The organism is Streptomyces sp. NPDC046931, assembly GCF_040644655.1.
Classification (GTDB): domain Bacteria; phylum Actinomycetota; class Actinomycetes; order Streptomycetales; family Streptomycetaceae; genus Streptomyces.
The window spans coordinates 88,457-108,392 of sequence record NZ_JBEYWX010000008.1 but is presented as its reverse complement, the minus strand read 5'-3'; the positions used below and the strand labels follow the sequence as shown (position 1 = coordinate 108,392).

14 protein-coding genes and 1 pseudogene are annotated in these 19,936 nt (G+C 72.1%); 5 read left to right on the top strand and 10 right to left on the bottom strand.

Annotated features, from left to right (window positions below; genetic code table 11):
- The first annotated feature begins 21 nt into the window (after positions 1–21).
- Positions 22–834 (top strand): SAM-dependent methyltransferase, encoded by an 813-nt coding sequence (locus ABZ876_RS17080; RefSeq protein ID WP_361780953.1) that lies wholly within the window; start codon positions 22–24, stop codon positions 832–834.
- A 21-nt stretch (positions 835–855) separates the two neighbouring features.
- Here the strand turns inward: ABZ876_RS17080 and dnaK are convergent, their stop codons facing one another.
- From dnaK to ABZ876_RS17055, 5 genes are all read right to left on the bottom strand, one after another.
- Positions 856–2,748 (bottom strand): molecular chaperone DnaK, encoded by a 1,893-nt coding sequence (gene dnaK / locus ABZ876_RS17075; protein ID WP_361780950.1) that lies wholly within the window; start codon positions 2,746–2,748, stop codon positions 856–858.
- A 174-nt stretch (positions 2,749–2,922) separates the two neighbouring features.
- Positions 2,923–3,348, bottom strand: coding sequence for an OsmC family peroxiredoxin (locus tag ABZ876_RS17070; protein ID WP_361780948.1), 426 nt, complete (start codon positions 3,346–3,348; stop codon positions 2,923–2,925).
- Positions 3,349–3,486: 138 nt separating this feature from the next.
- Entirely contained in the window at positions 3,487–5,985 is a 2,499-nt protein-coding gene (locus tag ABZ876_RS17065; protein WP_361780945.1) for a LuxR C-terminal-related transcriptional regulator, read from the bottom strand.
- 64 nt (positions 5,986–6,049) lie between these two features.
- Positions 6,050–6,871 (bottom strand): intradiol ring-cleavage dioxygenase, encoded by an 822-nt coding sequence (locus ABZ876_RS17060; protein WP_361780942.1) that lies wholly within the window; start codon positions 6,869–6,871, stop codon positions 6,050–6,052.
- Positions 6,872–6,977: 106 nt separating this feature from the next.
- A complete protein-coding gene (locus tag ABZ876_RS17055) occupies positions 6,978–9,065 on the bottom strand; it encodes an alkaline phosphatase family protein (protein ID WP_361780939.1) in 2,088 nt (695 codons plus the stop codon).
- Between the two features lie 146 nt (positions 9,066–9,211).
- On the opposite strand from ABZ876_RS17055, the pseudogene ABZ876_RS17050 reads away from it, so the two are divergent.
- Positions 9,212–10,042 (top strand): annotated as a pseudogene (locus ABZ876_RS17050) (tetratricopeptide repeat protein); the annotation flags it as partial.
- Between the two features lie 160 nt (positions 10,043–10,202).
- Here the strand turns inward: ABZ876_RS17050 and fxsT are convergent.
- Positions 10,203–12,515, bottom strand: coding sequence for an FxSxx-COOH system tetratricopeptide repeat protein (fxsT, locus tag ABZ876_RS17045; RefSeq protein ID WP_361780936.1), 2,313 nt, complete (start codon positions 12,513–12,515; stop codon positions 10,203–10,205).
- 357 nt (positions 12,516–12,872) lie between these two features.
- Between fxsT and ABZ876_RS17040 the strand changes: the two genes are divergently transcribed.
- The gene (locus ABZ876_RS17040; RefSeq protein ID WP_361780933.1) at positions 12,873–13,301 is read left to right on the top strand and encodes a hypothetical protein; all 429 of its coding nucleotides are present in this window, start codon (positions 12,873–12,875) and stop codon (positions 13,299–13,301) included.
- Positions 13,302–13,551: 250 nt separating this feature from the next.
- On the opposite strand, the gene ABZ876_RS17035 is transcribed toward ABZ876_RS17040, so the two are convergent.
- Together ABZ876_RS17035 and ABZ876_RS17030 are read right to left on the bottom strand one after the other, a co-directional pair.
- Complete coding sequence (locus ABZ876_RS17035) at positions 13,552–14,928, bottom strand: IS1380 family transposase (RefSeq protein WP_361780930.1); 1,377 nt, start codon at positions 14,926–14,928, stop codon at positions 13,552–13,554.
- A gap of 288 nt (positions 14,929–15,216) precedes the next feature.
- Positions 15,217–15,669 carry a hypothetical protein gene (locus ABZ876_RS17030; RefSeq protein ID WP_361780927.1) on the bottom strand — a complete coding sequence of 151 codons (453 nt, stop codon included), beginning with the start codon at positions 15,667–15,669 and terminating at the stop codon, positions 15,217–15,219.
- A gap of 85 nt (positions 15,670–15,754) precedes the next feature.
- On the opposite strand from ABZ876_RS17030, the gene ABZ876_RS17025 reads away from it, so the two are divergent.
- Together ABZ876_RS17025 and ABZ876_RS17020 are read left to right on the top strand one after the other, a co-directional pair.
- On the top strand, positions 15,755–16,528 hold the full coding sequence (locus ABZ876_RS17025; RefSeq protein ID WP_361780924.1) for an MBL fold metallo-hydrolase: 774 nt from the start codon (positions 15,755–15,757) through the stop codon (positions 16,526–16,528).
- Between the two features lie 118 nt (positions 16,529–16,646).
- Positions 16,647–17,273 carry a VTT domain-containing protein gene (locus tag ABZ876_RS17020; protein WP_361780921.1) on the top strand — a complete coding sequence of 209 codons (627 nt, stop codon included), beginning with the start codon at positions 16,647–16,649 and terminating at the stop codon, positions 17,271–17,273.
- Positions 17,274–17,282: 9 nt separating this feature from the next.
- On the opposite strand, the gene ABZ876_RS17015 is transcribed toward ABZ876_RS17020, so the two are convergent.
- Together ABZ876_RS17015 and ABZ876_RS17010 are read right to left on the bottom strand one after the other, a co-directional pair.
- A complete protein-coding gene (locus tag ABZ876_RS17015; RefSeq protein WP_361780918.1) occupies positions 17,283–18,362 on the bottom strand; it encodes an MBL fold metallo-hydrolase in 1,080 nt (359 codons plus the stop codon).
- Positions 18,359–19,603 (bottom strand): aminotransferase class I/II-fold pyridoxal phosphate-dependent enzyme, encoded by a 1,245-nt coding sequence (locus ABZ876_RS17010; RefSeq protein WP_361780915.1) that lies wholly within the window; start codon positions 19,601–19,603, stop codon positions 18,359–18,361. Before ABZ876_RS17010 ends, ABZ876_RS17015 begins: the two co-directional genes overlap by 4 nt.
- Positions 19,604–19,936: the final 333 nt, after the last annotated feature.

The following is a 19,936-nucleotide window of genomic DNA, read 5'->3' as shown; positions in this document are numbered from 1 at the left end:
CCCCCCATCAGGAGCATCAGCATGACGACCGGACACGAGGCGGCGCCCGCCCGCATCGACACCAGCAGGCCGCATCCCGCCCGGGTGTACGACTGGTGGCTGGGCGGCAAGGACAACTACCCGGTGGACGAGGAGCTGGGCCGGAAGATCCTCGCCGTGGACCCGACCGTGCGGCGCGGGGCGCGCGCCAACCGCCGGTTCATGCACCGGGCGACCCGGACGCTGGCCGAGGCGGGGGTGCGCCAGTTCCTCGACATCGGCACCGGCATCCCCACCGAGCCCAACCTCCACCAGATCGCCCAGGAGGTGGCTCCCGAGGCACGGGTGGTGTACGCCGACAACGACCCGATCGTGCTGCGGCACGCGCAGGCGCTGCTGCGCGGCACCGCCGAGGGCGTCACGGACTACGTCCACGCGGACGTCCGCGACCCGGACGCGATTCTCACCCTGGCCGCGCGGTCCCTGGACCTCGGGAAGCCGGTCGCGCTGTCGCTGGTGGCGCTCACGCACTACCTCGACGACGAGGCCGATGACGTCCATGGGCTGCTGAAGCGCTACCTCAAGGCCCTGGCGCCCGGCAGTCACCTGGTCCTGTCGCAGGTCACGCCGGATCTGAACGCCGAGGCCGTCGAGAAGGCCGCGGGTCTGTTCCGGCAGAGCGGCACGCCCCTCTTCCCGCGCACGCTCACCGAGTTCTCGGCGTTCTTCGACGGTCTGGAGCTGCTGGGGCCGGGGGTGATCCCCGTCAGCGGATGGCGGCCGGAGCCGGAGGACGTCGCAGCCCAGGCGGAGGGCATCGTGCCGGTCTACGCGGGAGTCGCGCGCAAGCCCTGAACCGGCGGCATCCTTCCGGCGTCAGGCAGCACCGCCCTGGCCGCCGCCCTTGTGCGCGCCGCTCTCGGCGTTCGTGTCGTTCTCGTCGACGATCTCGGCGTCCACCACGCCCTCCTCGTCCCGAGGCGACGCATGCTCCTCGGCGCCCTGTCCCGGCGTCTGCTGTGCTTGGGCGTACATGGCCTGACCCATCCGCTGGCTGACGGCGGCCAGCCTCTCGGCCCCGGCCCGCAGGGCCGTCGTGTCGGCCTCGCCCTCCAGCAACTCCTTCAGCTCGGTGAGCGCGGCCGTCACCTCGCCCTTGGTGTCCGCCGGAACGTGCTCCTCGTTGTCCCGCAGGAACTTCTCTGTCTGGTAGACGAGTTGCTCCGCATGGTTGCGCGTCTCGGCGGTCTCCCGGCGCCTGCGGTCCTCCTCGGCGTACTGCTCCGCGTCCCGCATCATCCGGTCGATCTCGTCCTTCGGGAGCGCGGAGCCGCCGGTGACCGTCATCTTCTGTTCCCGGCCGGTCGCCAGGTCCTTGGCGAAGACGTGCATGATCCCGTTGGCGTCGATGTCGAAGGCCACCTCGATCTGCGGCACCCCGCGCGGCGCGGGCGGCAGCCCGGTCAGATCGAAGACGCCGAGCTTCTTGTTGTACGCGGCGATCTCGCGCTCGCCCTGGTAGACCTGGATCCCGACGGAGGGCTGATTGTCCTCGGCGGTCGTGAAGATCTCGGAACGCCGGGTCGGAATGGTCGTGTTGCGCTCGATCAGCTTGGTCATGATGCCGCCCTTGGTCTCGATGCCGAGGGACAGCGGGGTGACGTCGAGCAGCAGGACGTCCTTGACGTCGCCGCGGATGACGCCGGCCTGGAGCGCCGCACCGACCGCCACGACCTCGTCCGGGTTGACGCCCTTGTGCGGGTCCTTGCCGGTGAGTTCCCTGACCAGGTCGGTGACGGCCGGCATACGGGTCGAGCCGCCGACGAGGATGACGTGGTCGATCGCCGAGAGCTTCACGCCCGCGTCCTTGACCGCCTGGTGGAAGGGGGTACGGCAGCGGTCCAGCAGATCGGCGGTGAGTTCCTGGAACTGGGCGCGTGTCAGCCGTTCCTCCAGGTGCAGCGGGCCCTGGGAAGAGGCCGTGACGTAGGGCAGGTTGACGGTGGTCTCGGTGGAGCTCGACAGCTCGATCTTGGCCTTCTCGGCGGCCTCGCGCAGCCGTTGCAGCGCCATCTTGTCGGCCGCCAAATCGATGCCGTTCTGCCCCCGGAACCGCTGGACGAGGTGGTCCACGATCCGCTGGTCCCAGTCGTCCCCGCCGAGGTGGGTGTCGCCGTTGGTGGCCTTGACCTCGATGACACCGTCACCGATCTCCAGCAGGGAGACATCGAAGGTACCGCCGCCGAGATCGAAGACGAGGACGGTCTGCTCCTCGCCGCGGTCGAGTCCGTATGCGAGGGCCGCGGCCGTCGGCTCGTTGATGATCCGCAGGACCTTCAGTCCCGCGATCTCCCCGGCCTCCTTGGTGGCCTGCCGCTGGGAGTCGTCGAAGTAGGCGGGCACGGTGATCACGGCGTCGCTGACGTCCTCGCCCAGATACGCCTCGGCGTCGCGCTTCAGTTTCTGAAGGACACGGGCCGACAACTCCTGCGCCCGCAGGCGGGTGCCGTCGACTGACCCCTGCTCCGGGAACCGCCAGTCCGCCTCGCCCATGTGCCGCTTGACCGAGCGCGCTGTGCGCTCCACGTTCGTCACCGCCTGCCGTTTGGCGACCTCGCCTACCAGCACCTCGCCGTTCTTGGCGAAGGCCACGACCGACGGGGTGGTCCGCGCGCCCTCGGCGTTGGCGACGACGGTCGGTTCACCCCCCTCCAGGACGGCCACCACCGAGTTCGTCGTACCGAGATCGATCCCGACCGCACGTGCCATCGCTGTCCCCTTCCGCCAGGGCGCTCCTTGCACTCCATCACAAAACTTGAGTGGGTCCTTGTCAATGACACCGTCTCGACACCGGCCACCGTCCGTCCCCGCCTTCGGCTACCCGGAAAACAGCGGTGCCGCGCCCCCCTTGCGGCGGGCGCGGCACCTGCGGACGTGTGCGCGTCAGGCGAGCTTGGCGTCCAGGGTGATCGTCGTACCGGCCAGGGCCTGGCTGACCGGGCAGTTCTTCTTGGCGTCCTCGGCGGCGGCGGCGAACGCGTCGTTGTCGATGCCCGGGACGGTGCCCTCGACGGTGAGGTGGATGCCGGTGATGCCCTCACCGGGCTGGAAGGTGACGTCGGCCTTCGTCTCAAGCTTGGTGGGCGGGGTGCCGGCGCCGGTCAGGCCGTGCGACAGCGCCATGGAGAAGCAGCTGGAGTGGGCGGCGGCGATCAGCTCCTCCGGGCTGGTCTTGCCGTTCGCCCGCTCGGCGCGCGACGGCCACGACACCGGCTGCGGGCCGATACCGGAGGAGTCGAAGGTGACGACGCCGTTGCCCTCGAGCAGGTTGCCTTCCCAGACGGTGTGTGCGGTGCGCGTGGTAGCCACGATGAGTCCTTTCGCATGCGTGCGCATTCTCGCGAGGCGGCCCCGTAGCCGGGTGCCACGCCCTATCCGATCACATTCCGGCCCGGGGTACCCGCAGGACCGGCTCCCGGCGCCCGAAGCGGCGGCCCGCATCCCCGCTCACCGGGTCGGGACGGGCCGGTGCGCGGCCCGGTCGGCCACCCACAGGGCGATCTGCGTCCGGGTCCGCAGGCCGAGCTTGTCCCGTACCTTGTCGAGGTGGCTGGCAACCGTGTGGGGCGACAGATCCAGCTTTCCAGCGATCTGACGGTTGGTCAGTCCTTGGGCGACCAGCTCGGCGACCATGAACTCCCGGCCGGTCAGCGGAGACTGCTGTCCGGCGTCCGCACCGCCGCCCTCCGCTCCCGCGCCGCCGTACCCGCCCCGCAGCGCGTAGGCGACCAGTCGTTCCCCGCGCAGCCGGCGGGCCGTAACGACGGCGGCCCGCCGTGCGGCCGGCGACAGCCGTGCCCCGGCGCGTGCCGCCGTCTCCTCCACCCGGCGCCGCCACGGCCCCTCGGCCTCGGTGTCCAGCCGCCGGCGTGCCTGGGCGCTCGCCTCGCACAGCCGTAGCGCCCGCTCCATGTCACCGCTCTCGGCGGCCACGATCGCCAGGCCCTCGACGGGGTACAGCGCGTGGAAGCTGGATCCCGGGGCGATCCTGAGCACCTCGGCGAAGAGCTCCTCGGCGCGATTCAGGTCGCCGAGGGCCAGCCGCGCGGCGCCCGTCGTGTGCAGTGCGGCCGCCAGCTGACGCCAGGGGGCGTGCCGCCGGAGCACCGGCAGGCAGTGGGACATGAGCGCATCGGCCTCCCGTTCGCCGCCCGCCTGGAGCAGGGCCCAGGCCAGATGGTGGGAGCACCAGGCGGTGGCGTGCGCGTTGCCGAGCGAGGCGACGACGGTGAGGCACTCGCGCAGATCCGCCACGGCCTCCGAGAACTCGCCGCGGCACAACCGGGCCCCGGCCCGTGCGTCCAGGGCGTTGGCGAGGCCCGCGGGACTGTCGCGCGGGCGCTCTTCGTGCACGGCTCGCTCGCCGAGCCGCAGCGCCTTGGCGAGTTCGCCCTGCTGGCAGGCCACACGGGCGGCGAGTGCCGGGACCTCGCCGCCCAGCGCTCGGCTGCCGGCGTCGTCCACGAGGCGGGCCAGCAGCGCCCGGGCGGCGGACGGCTGCTCCTGCTGGTAGCGGATCCGGGCGAGTTCGAGGGCGAGACGGACATGCACGCCGCCGTCGCAGGGCGCGCCCTGGGCCAGGGCCGCGGCGAGATTGTCGCGTTCCGCCGCCAGGCCGCCGCCTGCCTGGTCGGCGAACACCTCGTCCCCGGCGTCCTCCGCGAGCCCGTTCAGCCACCGCACGACCCGTCGGCGGGTGTCCTTGAGTTCACCGGCGGCGATCAGGCGTTCCAAGGCGTAGGCGCGAATGGCGGTGAGCTGCCGGAACCGTGCGGGCCGGGCCTCCCCGGGCACCCGTACGATCAGGGACTTGGCCTCGAGGGCGCACAGCACCCGCAGGACCTGCCGCGACGCGACGGGGTCGCCGCCGCAGACCGCCCGGGCCGCGCTGTGGTCGAACCCGCCGACGAGGACGGAAAGACGCCGGAACACCGCCTGTTCCACCGGTTCGAGCAGGCGGTGGCTCCAGTCGATGGCGGCGGCCAGCTCACGGTGGCGGCGGGGCCCGGTCCTGCTGCCGTCGGCCAGGAGGGACAGCTGGTCGTCGAGGCCCGCCAGGATGCCGTTCACGGGGAGACTTCCGGCCCGGCGGGCCGCCAGTTCGATGGCGAGCGTCAGACCGTCGAGGCGGCGGCAGATCTCGGCGACCGTCCGGCCGTTGCCGCGATCCAGGCGGAAACCGGGCGCGCAGGCCGAGGCACGGTCCACGAACAGCCGTACGGCGTCGGCCCGCAGCAGTGCCGCCGGATCGTTCCCGCTCCCGGGAGGAGCCAGCGACAGCTCCGCCACCCGGAACACGACCTCTCCGGGGACGCGCAGCGGTTCCCGGCTCGTGGCGAGGATGCGCAGACCGGGGCAGCGGCCGAGCAGGGTCGCCGCCAGATGTGCGCACGGGTCGGCCAGGTGCTCGCAGTTGTCCAGGATCAGCAGCCGGGAGGTCTCCCCGATCGCCCGGGCCAGGAGATCGGTGCCGGTGTGTCCCGCCCGCTCACCGACGCCGAGTGCGGCCGCCACGGACTGCACGAGTTCGGCGTCGTCCTGCAACGAGTCGAGTTCCACCAGATCGACCCGGCCGGCTCCGCGGGGCCGGGCCCTGGCGTACTCCAGCGCCAGCCGTGTCTTGCCGACCCCGCCGGTTCCGGTCAGGGTGACCAGCCGCGACGACCGTAGCAGCGTACGCAGTCGGGCCAGTTCCGGCCGGCGGCCCACGAAGGAGTCGAGCGCCCGGCCCAGGCCGCGGTCGTGTGTGACCGCGGGCGGGGCCTGCGCCGGGGCCGCGGCCCCCCGCGCCGGGTGTGCGTCGCGGCGGGCCGCCCGCTGCCGGAACGCCCGTTGTCTGCATGCGCCGGAGCAGTAGCGCGCCGGCCGGCCGGCCCGCGGCCCTCCGGTCAGGGGCCCGCCGGTCAGGGGCGCGCCGCACTCCTCGCAGATTCGACTCGGGCTCATCCCGGATTCCTGGCCGTGACGTTCCGTGGAGAAACCACCGTCTCCGGCGCCGGGGCGGCCGCCCTCAGGGGGTCGCGGCGGGGTCGATGCCGAGCACGACCGTGCCGGTCACCCCCTTGCCCAGGTCACCCCCCGTCTGCGTGAGCGTCAGGAGGGTGGACGAGCCGCCGCGTTGGTAGATGCCGTCCCGGGCGTTGGGGGTGCGCGCGGTCGAGTTGGTCCGGTAGGGGTCCCGTGCGGCGACCCTGTCGTTGTACGTCTCCGGGAAGTAGAGCTGGCCGGTGTGGGACACATGGCCGCCGTGGTACTTCCCGCCGGAGACGGTGCCGCCGACGTGTGTCTTGACATGGATGTGGAGGGCACGCGCCACATACCAGCCGGGATAGATCGTGGTGAACGTGGCGACGCCGGAGGCGTCGGTCAGCTGCACCCCGCGTAAGAACGTCGTGTCCGGGGTGGAGCCGCCGGCGACGTAGCCGGAGTAGACCCCGAGAGCGTCGCAGTGCCAGATGTCGACCGCGGTGCCGGGCAGCGGTGCGCACGTCTTGGCGTTGACCACCGTGACGCGCAGGGTGAGGGGCACCCCGGCCTTGCCCTCGGTGATGTCCTTGCGGACCGTCTCCAGGTCCAGGTAGTAGGGGCCCTCCGTCTGTTCCGGGGTGAGGACACAGGCGACGGCCGGGCGGGGGCCTGCCTCCGGGGTGTTCCGGTCCGGTTCCGTCTGCGTCTGCGCGGCGGCGGAACCTGCCAGGCCCATGGCCGCCAGTCCGAGCGTCATTCCGCCGATACCCGTGATCACGGACCTGCGGCTGGCTCCGCTCCGGCCGTCGGCGGACGCGGACGTCTGCTCCGCCTGCGCGGAGTGGGGGTGGGGGGTGTCAGTCATACTGCGACAGTGGCACCGCGTGTGCCCCGGCGCATCCCTCGCATGACCCGCGGACCGGGCGAGTGACGAAACTACTTGCGGGGGCCCGCAGGGGCCCGCGCGGCGGTCAGGCGGCGCGTTCGTTCTCGTCCGCGCGTCCCGTCACGGGCACCTGGGGACCGTCGCACTCGCGCAGCCAGCGGCGGAAGACCTCATGGAGCCGCTCGGCGCCGACGAGTTCCGCTCCGTCCCCGGCCGGGGCGGACAGAGTCAGCGGCCACAGCAGGAAGGGCCGCCCCTGGGCACCGCCGAGTCCGCCGTGCGAGCCGATCTGCTCCTCGAAGGCGAGCACTTCTCCCGAGGCCGGGTCGTACCAGGAGTTGACCATGATGTCGGCGGTGTGCGGGAAGGAGTGGGTGCGGCGTACGGCGTCGGCGGCGCCGGGACCGAAGGCGGCCAGCGGCCCGGTTCCGTCGGCGAGCCGGTCGACCGGGATCGCGGCGCCGTGCGCGCCCAGCACCACCCCGCCGTGCTCCTCGCTGCGGACGAGGACGAAGCCGACGCCGGGGTGGTCGGCGAGCGTCGACAGCAGCGCGGGGTGACGGCGGTCGATCTCCTCCCTGCTCATCCGGTGCGGCACGTCCGGGAAGGAGACGAGTCCGAGGTTGCCGGAGGCGAGCACGACGGGCTCGGAACGGCGGCGCGCAGCCGGGTGGCCCCCGCCGTTCTCCTCGACCGGCCGGCGCAGCGCGGCCCGGACCGCCGCACGCGCCTCGGCGCCGCTGTGGGTGCTCTCCACCCGGCGCGGCACGGGCAGACCGCAGCCGGCCCGGACCAGGTTGCCGAGGCTGAGTCCATAGCGGGTCCGGAAGGTCTCGCCAGGGCTCTGGCCGTGGTCGGACAGCACGACGATCCGGTACGGGCGCGGGGCGTGCTCGGCGACCTGTGCGAGCAGCGCGAGCGAACGGTCCAGCTTCTGGAGGACCTTCTCGGCGTCGCGGCCGTGCGGGCCGGAGTGGTGGGCCACTTCGTCGTACGCGACCAGGTCCGCGTAGACCGCGTTGCGCCCGGCGAGCATGTCGCCGATCACCGCGGCGACGACGACGTCCCGTTCGACGACCGTGGCGAAGGCGCGGACGAAGGGGTAGAGACCGCCGCGGCCGACCCGCGGCCGCTGTCCGGCGAGACGGGCCCGGGTGGACTGCCCCATCTCGCGGCCGACCTCGGCGACGAAGGACAGGGCGGTGCGGACGGCGTTGGCGGGATCGCTGAAGTAGGCGAAGTAACCGGCGCGCGAGCGGTTCTCCCGGCCGCGCCGCGCGGCGACGGACAGCACCAGGGCGAGCTGGTCGGCGCCGCCGCTGAACAGGTTGCCGCGGCTTGCGCCGTCCACGGTGAGGAGCCCTCCGTCTCCGGTGCGCTCGACGGCGCGGCGCTGGAGTTCGGCGGCGCTCGTCGGCCGGTTGCAGACCACGACCTCGCGGCTCTCCTTCTCGTACCACCGGAAGGCCGGGACGTCGTGGTTGGAGCCGTGCAGGATGCCGAGCTGGCTCGCACCGGTCTGGCTGGACCAGTCGGTGCGCCAGGCGGTGAGGTGGTGGGTGGGTCCGCGGCCCTCGGACGGCGCGAGCCAGGAGGCGACGGTCGGCATCAGCCCCTTGTCGACGGCCGCTCGCAGCACATCGTGTCCGACGCCGTCGAGCTGCACGAAGACGGCGCCCGGCGTGAGCGGCCCGGCCTGCCCGGGGCCGCGTCCGCGCCTCCGGTCGGCGAGCCGGTAGAGCCGTCTGCGGTACGCGTCGTCGTCCCGGACGGCCAGGGCGGCGCCGGTGGCCGAGGCGACCGCGGACATCACGGCGGCGACCACCACGGCGGTCTCGGGTGCGGCCTCGCCGCGCCCGGAGGGGTTGACGCGCAGGGCGACCAGGAGCAGGGAGCCGTTGAGGAAGAAGACGAGCAGCCCGAGCACCAGGGCGGGCACGAGCAGCAGCAGGCGGACGAGCAGGGGCCATACGAGGGACGACAGCAGGCCGAAGGCACCGGCGCCGGCCGCGGCGGTGACGGCGATTCGGGTGGCGCTGTCGCCGCCCGCGGACTGAAGCCGGAAGTCCGGGAGGATGCCGGCGAGCACGAGCATCGTGGCGGTGGACACGGCCCAGACGGCGATGCTCCGCCACACTCCGCTGATCAGGCTCCGCAGACGCCCGCGCGCCACACCACACCTCACGTCCCGGCCCCCTTCCGCACCCCCCGGGGCCTGACCCACCTTGTCACACCGGCCCGGAAGACCATGAGGGCGCGAAAGCGTTTCGCCGGGTCGGATCCCATAGCGGCGCCGGCTGAACCGGGACTGGTGCCGAGATGATCGACGCGTGTCGGGTACGGGACTTCACCAGGGTGTTCCGGTTGGTGAAGACCAAGGCGGGCATCTACCCTTCGATGATCGCCCGTCGTTGCGAGCTGACCCCCAGCCGCGTCGGCGAAGTGATCGCAGGACAGCGCCAGTTAGAGCACATGGACGTAATTGAGCGCATCGCGGACGGCTCGCGCATCCCAGGACACATGCTCGGGCTTGCCCGTCGAAGCTGGGAGACGCCTCAGGCGCTCGTGGTCGCCCCGCGTGAGGCACCGCAAGTATCGGAGCCCGAGCAGCAGACTCCCGTGGCGCTACCAGGCCCCGATGTCGACAGCATCCTGGCCCTGGCCACGCGAACGGAGCTCAGCGCAGCAACACTGGAAGCCTTCCGCTCCTCCATCGAGGACTACTGGCGACGGGACGACCAGCACGGCGGCGAGGCGCTGAGGCCGGCCATCGTTGGTCAGCTCCGGTATGTCGTTGGGCTCCTGAAGGAGAACCGGCCACCGTCCATCCAGATCGGCCTGTAGGGAATCGCAGCTGAGCTTGCACGCCTCACCGGCTGGACCTACTTCGATGCCCGCCAGTACAACCAGGCCCGCGCGTACTTCACCGAGGCGTTGCAACTGGCCAAGGAGATCGACGACCGACAGTTCATGGCCAACGTCCTCGCGTGCATGAGCTTGCAGGCCACCTACCAGGACAAGCCCGCAGACTCCCTGGCACTCGCGACCGCAGCCCAGGACCAGGCCCGCTCGGCCCTTGGCACCACCCCGCGTGTTCTGTCCATGCTGTCCATGCGCGAAGCCTTCTCCCATGCGACCCTCGGAAGCCGCAGTCTCAATTGCCGCTCGTTCCAGGGGCGTCCGTCACCGTCCACCGGGGGTTGGGAAGCACCTCTGACCAGGGGCGAACGTCGATTCGCGGACGCCCATGGACGTGCCCGGAGCAAGATCGAACAACTCGTAATGCGGGGATCGCTGGTGTGCTGACTGATCACTCCCCGATGTCGGGATCCTCCCGCGTCGCATCCAACTGCTCCACGAGCCTCGCGCTGGTCAGGGTGTTGGGGTGGTCTTCGCCCAGTACCCGCCGCTGCCGGGTCAGGGTGTCTTCGCCCAGGGCGCGGGCCTCCTCCGTCTGTCCCAGCGCCGCAAGACGGATGGCCAAGTTGCAGGCGCTGGTCAGGGTGTCGGGGTGGTCTTCGCCCAGCACCCGCCGCCGCCGGGTCAGGGTGTCCTCGCCCAAGGCGCGGGCCTCCTCCGTCTGCCCCAGCGCCGCCAGCCAGATGGCCAGGTTCGAGGCGGCGCCCAGGGTGTTGGGGTGGTCTTCGCCCAGCACCCGCCGCCGTCGGGTCAGGGTGTCCTCAGCCAGGGCGCGGGCCTCCTCCGTCTCCCCTAAAGCCGCCAGATGGTTGCTCAGGTTGGAGGCGGTGGCCAGGGTATCGCGGTGGTCTTCGCCCAGGAGGCGGCGGCGCCGCTGGAGGGTGTCCTCGTCCAGGGCGCGGGCACGGGCGTGGTCCTGGGTGTTGTTGTAGGCGCGGGCGAGGTACTGGGCGGTCCACAGGGTGCCTTCGTGGTCCGGGCCGAGTTGCCGGGACCAGGTGTCGTACAGCTGCTGGAGGCGGTCTCGGGCGGTGCGGGCCTGGCCGCGGTCCAGCAGGTACCAGCAGGCATTGCGGACGATATTCCGTCCCGTCTCGCTGGTGATGAGGGCCGGGTCCACCGCGAGGAGGTGGGGCAGCAGCGTTCGCCAGGCAGGCCACGTCGAGGGCTGCCCGACATACCCAGGATCGGCCGCGGTCAGAAGGGCTTCGGCGTCCCGGCCCGCCTGCTGCCGCTGGTGGGGTGTGAGCTGGTCGCGCAGCACCCTCTGGGTCAGGCGGTGCAGCTGAAGGGTGCCGTCCTGGGCCCTCGCCAGGCTGTGCCGAGTGATGGCACGCAGCGCTGTGCTGCCGGCCAGGCGGGTGGCCAGGGCGTCGGCCAGGGGTGTGGAGGCGGTGTCGGGGAGGTGACCGGCGCAGGTGGTGATGGGGAAGGGTTCCGGGGCCAGCAGGCTCAGGGCGAACATGAGTGCGGCTGCGCCGGGGTGGTCGGATTCCAGGCGGGTGGTGGTCAGACGGACCTGCGCGGCCAGGGAGACGGGATAGCCGACGGGTCGCCCCTCGGCCAGAACCTCGGCCGTGCTCCGGGCCAGTTCCGCGCTCAGGTCGGCAGCGGACAGGCCGTCGGTGAGAAGGGCGGCGGCCTGGGCGAGGGCGAGCGGAAGGTCATCCAGGGCCCGGGCGAGACGGTCTGCGTCGCTCTCACCCAGAACGGCGCCGTGAGCGTGGAGCAGGGCGATCGATTCGGCACGGGTGAAGACGTCGACGTTCAGCGGGCTGGCGTGAGCCTGCCAGTGCGGGCTGCGCGAGGTGATGAGCACATGGCCACCACCCCCCGGCAGATAAGGGGCCAGGACGGCGGGGTCTTCGATGTTGTCGAAGACCAGCAGCCAGCGAGAACGGGTGCGCAGCTCACCCAACAGCGCGTCCACGGCGTCGGCCGAAGCGGCATCGGCAGGCGCGGCGCCGATACGGGTGGCGAGCTGGGCCAGCTGATCGGGAACGAGGGCGGGATCCTCGGCGGCGATCCACCAGGCCAGTTCGTACTCGCCGGCGAAGCGGTGCGCGTACTCGACGGCGAGCTGGGTCTTACCGACCCCTCCCCGCCCGTGCAGCGCCTGGACGGCCACCCGACTGCTGGCCGCCAACGTCTGACGCAGCCGGACCAGGAGGGTGTCCCGGCCGGTGAAGGAGGCGTTGCGGGCGGGCAGGTTCCACACCCGCGGCAGCGACCCGGGCAGGCGGGGCCCGCTGCCACCCAGCTGCCGCAACGCCCCGGGAAAGACCGGGGCAGCGGTCGGCCGACGCGGGCCGCTGACCGCCTCCAACAGCACCCGGCGGGCGGCCTCCTCACCCAAACCGAACAACTTCGGGGCCAGCAGGGGGCGCAGGATCGCCGGCGAGACGACCTCGGCCACACAAACAGGAGTGATCTTCTCCTTCATCGCCACGACGGCCGTCCACTCCGGCGTGGTGAACCGCTCCGGCTCGAAATAGGCCGGGGAGAACAACGCCAGAAACCGCCCCGCTTCCAAAGCGGCGTTCATCTTCAGGACGAAGTTGTCCCCCGCACCCCAGTCCCAGTAATCCAACTCCACCTCGAATCCGGCGTCGACCAACTGCCACGCCGCCCACTCCGCCCAGGCCCGATCCGCCCCCGCATGACTGACGAACCACGCCCCGCCAGACACCTCAACGCCGCCCATCCCCATCCCCCGAAACCAGCCACCCCACTGAACCTCCGAGCCTAGAACCCCCCACCCCCCACCGACCCGCGTTCACCCACACAAGCCAGGAAACAGGCAAGATTCGGGACCACACCGACCACAGATGACTCTCAGCGGTATCCGATGTCCCGCCGGCAGTGGCTCGTTGTCGGAGGCGCGCCTCACTCGAACTCCACAACGCCTTCGTCTCCTGACTGTCACGGGCATCGAACTTGATCATGGTGGATTCCATGTGAGAGCGTACGCGCACAGCTCGCGTGCTGCGCAATACACCGATTTCGGTGCTTATTGCGCAGCCTTTACTTGATTCCCTCCAGATCGGAAAGGGTTGCCGAGATGAAGGCAATATCCTCGCGCCGCTTTGCGGCTGTCGCCGCCGCGGCAGCATGCATGGTGATCGGAACCGCGACATCCGCCAGCGCAGCAAGCGCGGACTCGCCCAAGTCGTATGCGTTCAACGGTGACGGCTGGGCATACTTCGTGGCCAATGGCGATGAATTCAAAATTCACGACAGCAAATGCGACGGTGACACTGTCTGGGCTCAGCTGTCATGGTACAAATCCGGATATGGATGGAACTTCCGGACGATTCGCAATATTTCCGGATGCGGTACCACGGACACGGAGCACCCATGGAACATCCCCGAGGGTGCGGACGTAACTGTCCAGGCCTGCGGCAGCGTGGGTGACGGCTTCGTCAACACCGGCGCAGGCATGCTCAGCGCCTGTCACGACGCTGGCACCCAGGCGTACGGTACGGCCTGAGGTACGAGCGAGCCTGTCCCACTGTGCGCGGTTCCGCGTCCAGTGGGACAGGCTGGATCAGCTACTTGCTCCTGAAGAAGTCGAGCTAGCCTCGAAGTTTCGTGACGGTCCGCCGACGGAGTCGGTGGACCGTTTTCGTGCCGTGGGCGAAGGCTGTGCAGGCCCAGGGCCCGAGTGTCGCCTCGGGGTGGCGCCGGGTTCCACTGCTCCGGGTGTTGAGCTGCTGTCGTAGGTACGGGGAATCCGTTGGTCAGCCGGGGTTCGGCAGAAGTGCGAGCCGCTCGAGAGCTGTGGTGATGTGGCTGGTCCAGGGCCAGTGCCGGGCCAGGCGGAGGGTTCGCCGACGGCCGGTGGTCACGAGTTGTCCGGCCGTGGTGAACAGGCGGAGCCGTAGTCGGCGGGGCTCCCAGAGCCTGGCCATGCCGGTCAGCGCGAGCATCGGCATCCAGGCCAGCAGGTCGAGAGCGATCTGCACGATCTCCAGCCAGATCCGGTTCTGGGCGGTGCGGTGCAGGGGCAGGTTGCGCAGACCAGTGGCCCGGGCGGCGCGGATGCCGTCCTCGGCCCGGGCCCGCAGCCGGTGCCGGAGTTCGAGCCCGGCGATCGGCCGGCCCAAGGTGTTGGTGACGAAGCAGGTCAGCCGCATGCCGTCCGCATCCGTGAGCCGCAACTGGGCCCCGGGGTGCGGCCGTTCCTTGCGGACGGTCAGCCGCATGCCCTTGGGCCAGCCGTCCAGAACGTCGCCGGTGAGTTCGGCGACCCAGGCGCCGTCGCGTATCTCGCCGTCCGCCTCGACGGCCGCCGTCCAGGCCGATGCCGGAACCTTCAGCACATGCAGGTGGATCGCCTCGGTGATCACCATGCCGACCGAGCGGGACAGCCACCGCCCCCGCTGAGCGAGCCAGGCGACGAAGTCGTGGGTGCCGCCCGCGGAGTCGGTCCGGATCAACGTCGGCGCCCGCACCGGTACTTCCCCGGCAGCTGGTGCCAAGGCCAGTTGAGCGGCGGCAATGTGGTCGGCGGCCGTGTTCGAGCCCACGTTCCCCGGCCTGAGCAGGGCCACGACCGGCTCACCCGTGCCGCCCGGTCTGTGGTCGACGAACCCCATCAGCGGGTGGTGCCCGTAGGTCCGCTTCCACGTCGGTGCCGCGTCCTCCTTGTCCGAGTGCGCGATCACCAGCACCCCGTCGAGGTCCACGGTCACCGTCCCGCCCGCATCAGGCGCTTCCCGGCCGGCCAACCGCCAGACACGTCGGCGGACTTCAGCTCGCGCAGCACGGATGGCCCCCAGGGCCTTGTCCTCGGAGGCTGCGAGGGTGTCGATGAGGCGGGAGACCGTCGGGTCGGAGGCCACCGGCCCGAACACGGCCGGCTCGGCCCGCAGCATGGCGACATCCGCGAGGCAGTCCCCGCCCAGCGCGACCGCCAGGGCCATGTCCAGCAGGATCTTGCCCGGATCGTGCACCGCCCGAGCCTTCTGCCACGGCGTCAGCGCCGCTGATATCGCGGTGTCCAAGCCGGCCTTGCGGACGGTCTCGACCAGCAGCACGCCCCCGGCCTGCCAGACCACCGCCCGGCCGCCGCCCTCGATGCGGACACGCGGGTACGACCCGATACGCTTCTTCACCTGGAGAGTGCTTCTTTCCATGCAGCCAACAGGACCCTAGACAAGTCCCATCGTTGCAGGTCAGGAGCACTCTCCGCTTATTTGATCAAGCCTCGGACACCCCACTTGGGGAAAGCGCGAGGCTAGAGAAGTCAATAGGGCCGCCTATGGGCCATGTGTGGGCCAGGAAGCGCCGGAGGATTCTTAGAACAGGCCCTGACCAGGGTGTATGCACTGCTCCTTTGACGCTCTTGAAAACCGTGCTGGACCTGGGACGGCCCCGGGAGCCCGGACGGGCCCGGCGCCGGATCAGCGGCCGTCGTAGCCCGCTGTCGGCATCGAGAGGCGGCGGTGGACGCGGGCCTTCATCTGGGCGTCGTACGACGGTTCCGCGCGACCGACCGTCTCGACGCGCACCCCCCGCCGCGCGCACTCGGCGGTGAACTCCTCCACGGAGGACAGGGCCCGCTCCAGGACGCGGCGGCTCGGGGCCACGAACAGGTCGACCAGGCCCGCGTCCACGTCCGCCCACAGCGCGCAGTGGTCGGGGCGCAGGCCCCGCACGAGCAGTTCCCGCGTCACCACATAGCCGTGCTCCGCGGCCCAGCGGGCGCACATCGCGTGCTGGCTGCGGGAGTCGACGAGGAAGGGGTCCGCGTCCAGCTCCTCCAGCGGCGTCAGACTGGCGATCGCCGTGACCCGGACCATGGCCGGACCGCCCAGGACGTCGCGTGCGCCGGAGGTGCCGTGCGCATCTCCCATGGAGTCCCCCCTCACCTCAGGGTTTCGCCGCAGACCCTACTCCTGCCCGTAGGCTCGAGGGGAGTCGCGCGAAGGAGGCATCGGAGTGCCGGTGGAGATCACGTGGTGGGGACACGCCGCCTGCACGGTCGAGGACTCCGGGCTGCGGGTTCTGACCGATCCTCTGTTCGCACGCCGCCTGGCGCATCTGCGGCGGCGGCGCGGTGCCCCGCCACCGCCCGAGGCCGCGGTCGCCGATCTGGCGCTGGTGTCGCATCTGCACGCCGACCACCTGCATGTGCCGTCGCTGGCCCGGCTGGCCCCGGGCACCCGTCTGCTGGTGCCGCGCGGGGCCCCCGGACAGGTGCCGGGGCTCAGGCGGCTCGGCTCGCTGCGGGTCACGGAGGTCGTGCCCGGCGACCGGGTGCGGGTCGGTGACCTGGTGGTACGGGTCGTTCCCGCGCGTCACGACGGACGCCGGCTGCCCGTGGGACCGCACCGCTCCCCCGCCCTGGGGTTCGTCGTCGAGGGCGAGGCGCGGACGTACTTCGCCGGCGACACGGGCCTGTTCGCGTCGATGGGCGAGGAGGTCGGGCCGGTCGATGTGGCGCTGCTGCCGGTCGGCGGCTGGGGACCCTGCCTCGGCGAGGGGCATCTGGACGCGGGGCGTGCGGCGCAGGCGCTGGCCGCGCTGATGCCGCGCAGCGCGGTGCCGGTGCACTACGGCACGTACTGGCCGATCGGGATGGATGCCGTGCGCCCCCATGAATTCCATGCGCCGGGTGATGAGTTCGTGCGCCTCGCCGCGCAACGCGCGCCTGGGGTCGCGGTGCATCTCCTCGGCCACGGCGAGAGCGTACGGCTGGAGGCCGCCCGATGACCGCCGCCGTCCGCCACCGGCCGGCCGCCCCGGCCCGCTTGATTCGCCGCCGTGGCCCCGGGAGCGATCCCCACGGTCCGGCAGGCGGGCCCGCCGCCGCGTCCCCGGGGAGGGCCCGGTGACGTTCCTCGCCGCCGCGGGCGGCATCGTGCCCACGGAGTCCACGCAGCAGGCGGTCGGTTATCCGTCGCTGTTCCTGCTCGTGCTGATCGGCGCCCTGGTGCCGGTCGTGCCCACGGGGGCCCTCGTCAGCACGGCGGCGGTCGTGGCCTTCCACCGGACCGCACTCTTCTCGCTCGCGCTGGTCTTCGTCGTGTCCTCGCTCGGAGCCTTCCTCGGGGACGTCGCGCTCTACTGGCTGGGCCGGCGCGGCATGCGGTCGAAGAACGGCTCCCGCTGGCTGGAGACGATCCGCGACCGGGCCCCGGAGGAACGGCTGGCGCAGGCGCAGGAGAAGCTCCACGACCACGGCACCGCGGTGCTCACCCTCTCCCGGCTCGTCCCGGCCGGCCGGATACCGGTGATGCTCGCCTGCCTGGTGGCCCGGCTGCCGCTCAGGGAGTTCGCCCGCGGCGACGCCCCGGCCTGTCTCGCCTGGGCCGTGACGTACCAGCTGATCGGCATCCTGGGCGGCTCACTGTTCGCCGAGCCCTGGGAGGGCGTGGTGGCGGCGGTCGCGCTGACCCTCGCGATCAGCGCGGCGCCCGGGGTGTGGCGCCGGGTGCGCCGCTCCGCCGCCTCCTGAGCGCCGGGGTCACTCCAGCACCCGGGACGCCCCGATCGGCAGGTCCCACAGATGCTCACGGGCCAGCCCCGCCTTCTCCCAGGCCACCCGCACCCGCGTCAGCGGTTCCAGGACCGGCTCCGCCGACAGCACGAACGTGCCCCAGTGCATCGGCGCCATCCGCCGCGCGCCGAGGTCCGCCGTCGCCCGCACCGCCTCCTCCGGGTCGCAGTGGACGTCGCTGAGCCACCATCGCGGGTCGTAGGCGCCGATCGGCATGAGCGCCAGGTCGATCCCCGGATAGCGGCGGCCGATCCGCTCGAACCAGTGGCCGTAGCCCGTGTCGCCCGCGAAGTACACGCGGCCTCCGTCGGGCGCCGTCAGCAGCCAGCCGCCCCACAGCGAACGGCAGGTGTCGGTCAGGGTGCGCTTGGACCAGTGGTGGGCGGGGACGAAGTCGAAGCGCACGCCGCCGAGTTCGGCGCACTCCCACCAGTCCAGCTCGGTGACGCAGGTGAACCGGCGCCGCCGGAACCACGGGGCGAGCCCGGCCGGTACGAACACCGGTGTGGTGGGCGGAAGCCGGCGCAGGGTGGGCGCGTCCAGATGGTCGTAGTGGTTGTGGCTGATCACGACCGCGTCGATGCGCGGCAGGGCGCTCCAGGCGATGCCGACGGGGGTGATACGGGGCGGCGTGCCGAGGATGCGCCGGGACCAGACCGGGTCGGTGAGCACGGTCAGCCCGCCGATGCTCACCACCCAACTGGCGTGCCCCGCCCAGGAGACGGCGATCGTGCGCGCGCCGACCCGGGGCAGGGGCTCCGGTTCGTACGGCAGCAGCGGGATGTCTCTGAGGCCCTCGGACCCGGGCCGTACCGCACCCTCACGGGCGAAGCGGGCCAGGGCCCGCAGGCCGGGCAGGGGTGCGGTGAGCCGGTCGGCGAAGGAGCGCGGCCAGATACGGCGTGCGCCGAGCGGGCGGGGCTCGACGAGCGGCTGGGGCGGGGTCGTCGCCCCGGGTTCCGGGCTCAGCAGGGACGCGGACGCCGGCTCTACCACGTTCTGGCAGGCCGGTGCGGGGGTCGTGGTCGGCTCGGACTGCTGCGTCATCGAGGAGGCTCCCATCGCTGAGCGTCGTCGCGTAGATCGTCGAGGACCGATCCCAGGTGGTTCAACGCGCGTTGCACATGCGGCAGTTCCAACGGCGCGGGTGAAAGGAGGGATTGGATCCGTTCCTCGGCCGTAGTGCCGAGGAACGGCCCGGTGGACAGGCGCACGCGGAGCTCGGCCAGGTCGTCCCCGAAGCGGTGGCCGCCCGGCACCGGCATGCCGAGCCGGCCGGTGAGGAAGTCCTCCAGCTCCTGGGCGTCGCCGACGCCGTGCGCGCCGAGCGCGGAGCGCAGGGGGCCGAGGTCGGCGTAGAGGTGGCGACCGGCCAGCGGGGGCCTGGCGAGAGCGCCCGCGGACACCACGATGCGGTACACGGCGTTGGCCACGCGCGCGTGCAGCGCGACACCGGCGGCGAGGCGTTGGGCGACCTCGGGGGGCTCGTCGAGGGCGTACACGGCCGCGGCGGCGACCGGGTCGGCGACACGGGCGTCGAGGGCGGTGAGCACGTCCAGGACGCGGGCGCGCAGCCCGGCGCCTTCGGCGGTGGCCGGGAAGCGGGCGACGGCGGCGGGCCAGCTCGTGGGCAGAAAGGGTCCGGCGAGGTCGGTGACCACGGTGACCCGTTCCGGCAGCATCTCGGCGGGGCTGAGCAGCACGGTGCCGTGCGGCCGGTGCACGGTGTCGCGCCATGTCTCGTCGCTCACCAGGTGGAGCCCCTCCCCGGCGGCGGCCTCCACGGTCTCGTGCACCAGTTCGGGCGGTGCCACCGTGGCGGTCGGGTCGTCGGCGACCGCCAGCGCCAGCAGCCGTGGATCGCCGCCTTCGGCGCGGATCCTGCGGACGGTCTCCAGAAGGGCGTAAGGATCGGGCACGCCCCCGCACTCGGCGGGTGTCGCCACGTGGAACACGGAGCGTCCCAGCACCCTCACCTGGGGCACCCACCAGGCGGCGCAGGGCCGCGGGACGAGCACATCACCACCGAGCGCTGCGGTGACCGCGAGCAGCAGGGCCGGGGCGCCGGGTGCGGCGGCCACCGCGTCGGGCCGGGCGCGCAGTCCGCGTCGTGCGAAGTAGCCGCACGCGGCGGCGGGCAGCCCCGGCACCCCGCCGTGCTCGTCGCCGCCATGGTCCGCGGCGTCGGCGAGCACGGCGGACAGCCCGGCCGGCAGGGGCAGCCCATGGCCGGGAAGGGACGGGCCGTAACGGACCGGGCCGTGCCCTTCCGGATCCGTCCGCCGCATGCGTGCCTCCGCGCAGTCCGTGGTGCCGGGTCCGGTCCCCCGGTGTCCGGCTCGCCGCGGGCACTCGACGTCCGGCCGACCGTCCTCGTACCTGTGTTCCCCTGGTGCCGGTGGTGCCCACGGGCTCTGAGTACCCAAGGTTCCGGCCGGTCATGGGCGCCCGGCCGGTTCCCCGGATCACGGGTTCGGCCGCTGCCGGCCGGTACGCGGGGCCGGACCGGGTACAGGGCGGCGGCGCACGCGCCCGCGATCAGGGGCCCGCCCACGACGAGCGCGGGGACGGACCCGGCGAAGGAGCCGCCCAGCCGCGTGTGCACCCCGTGCCCGGAACCG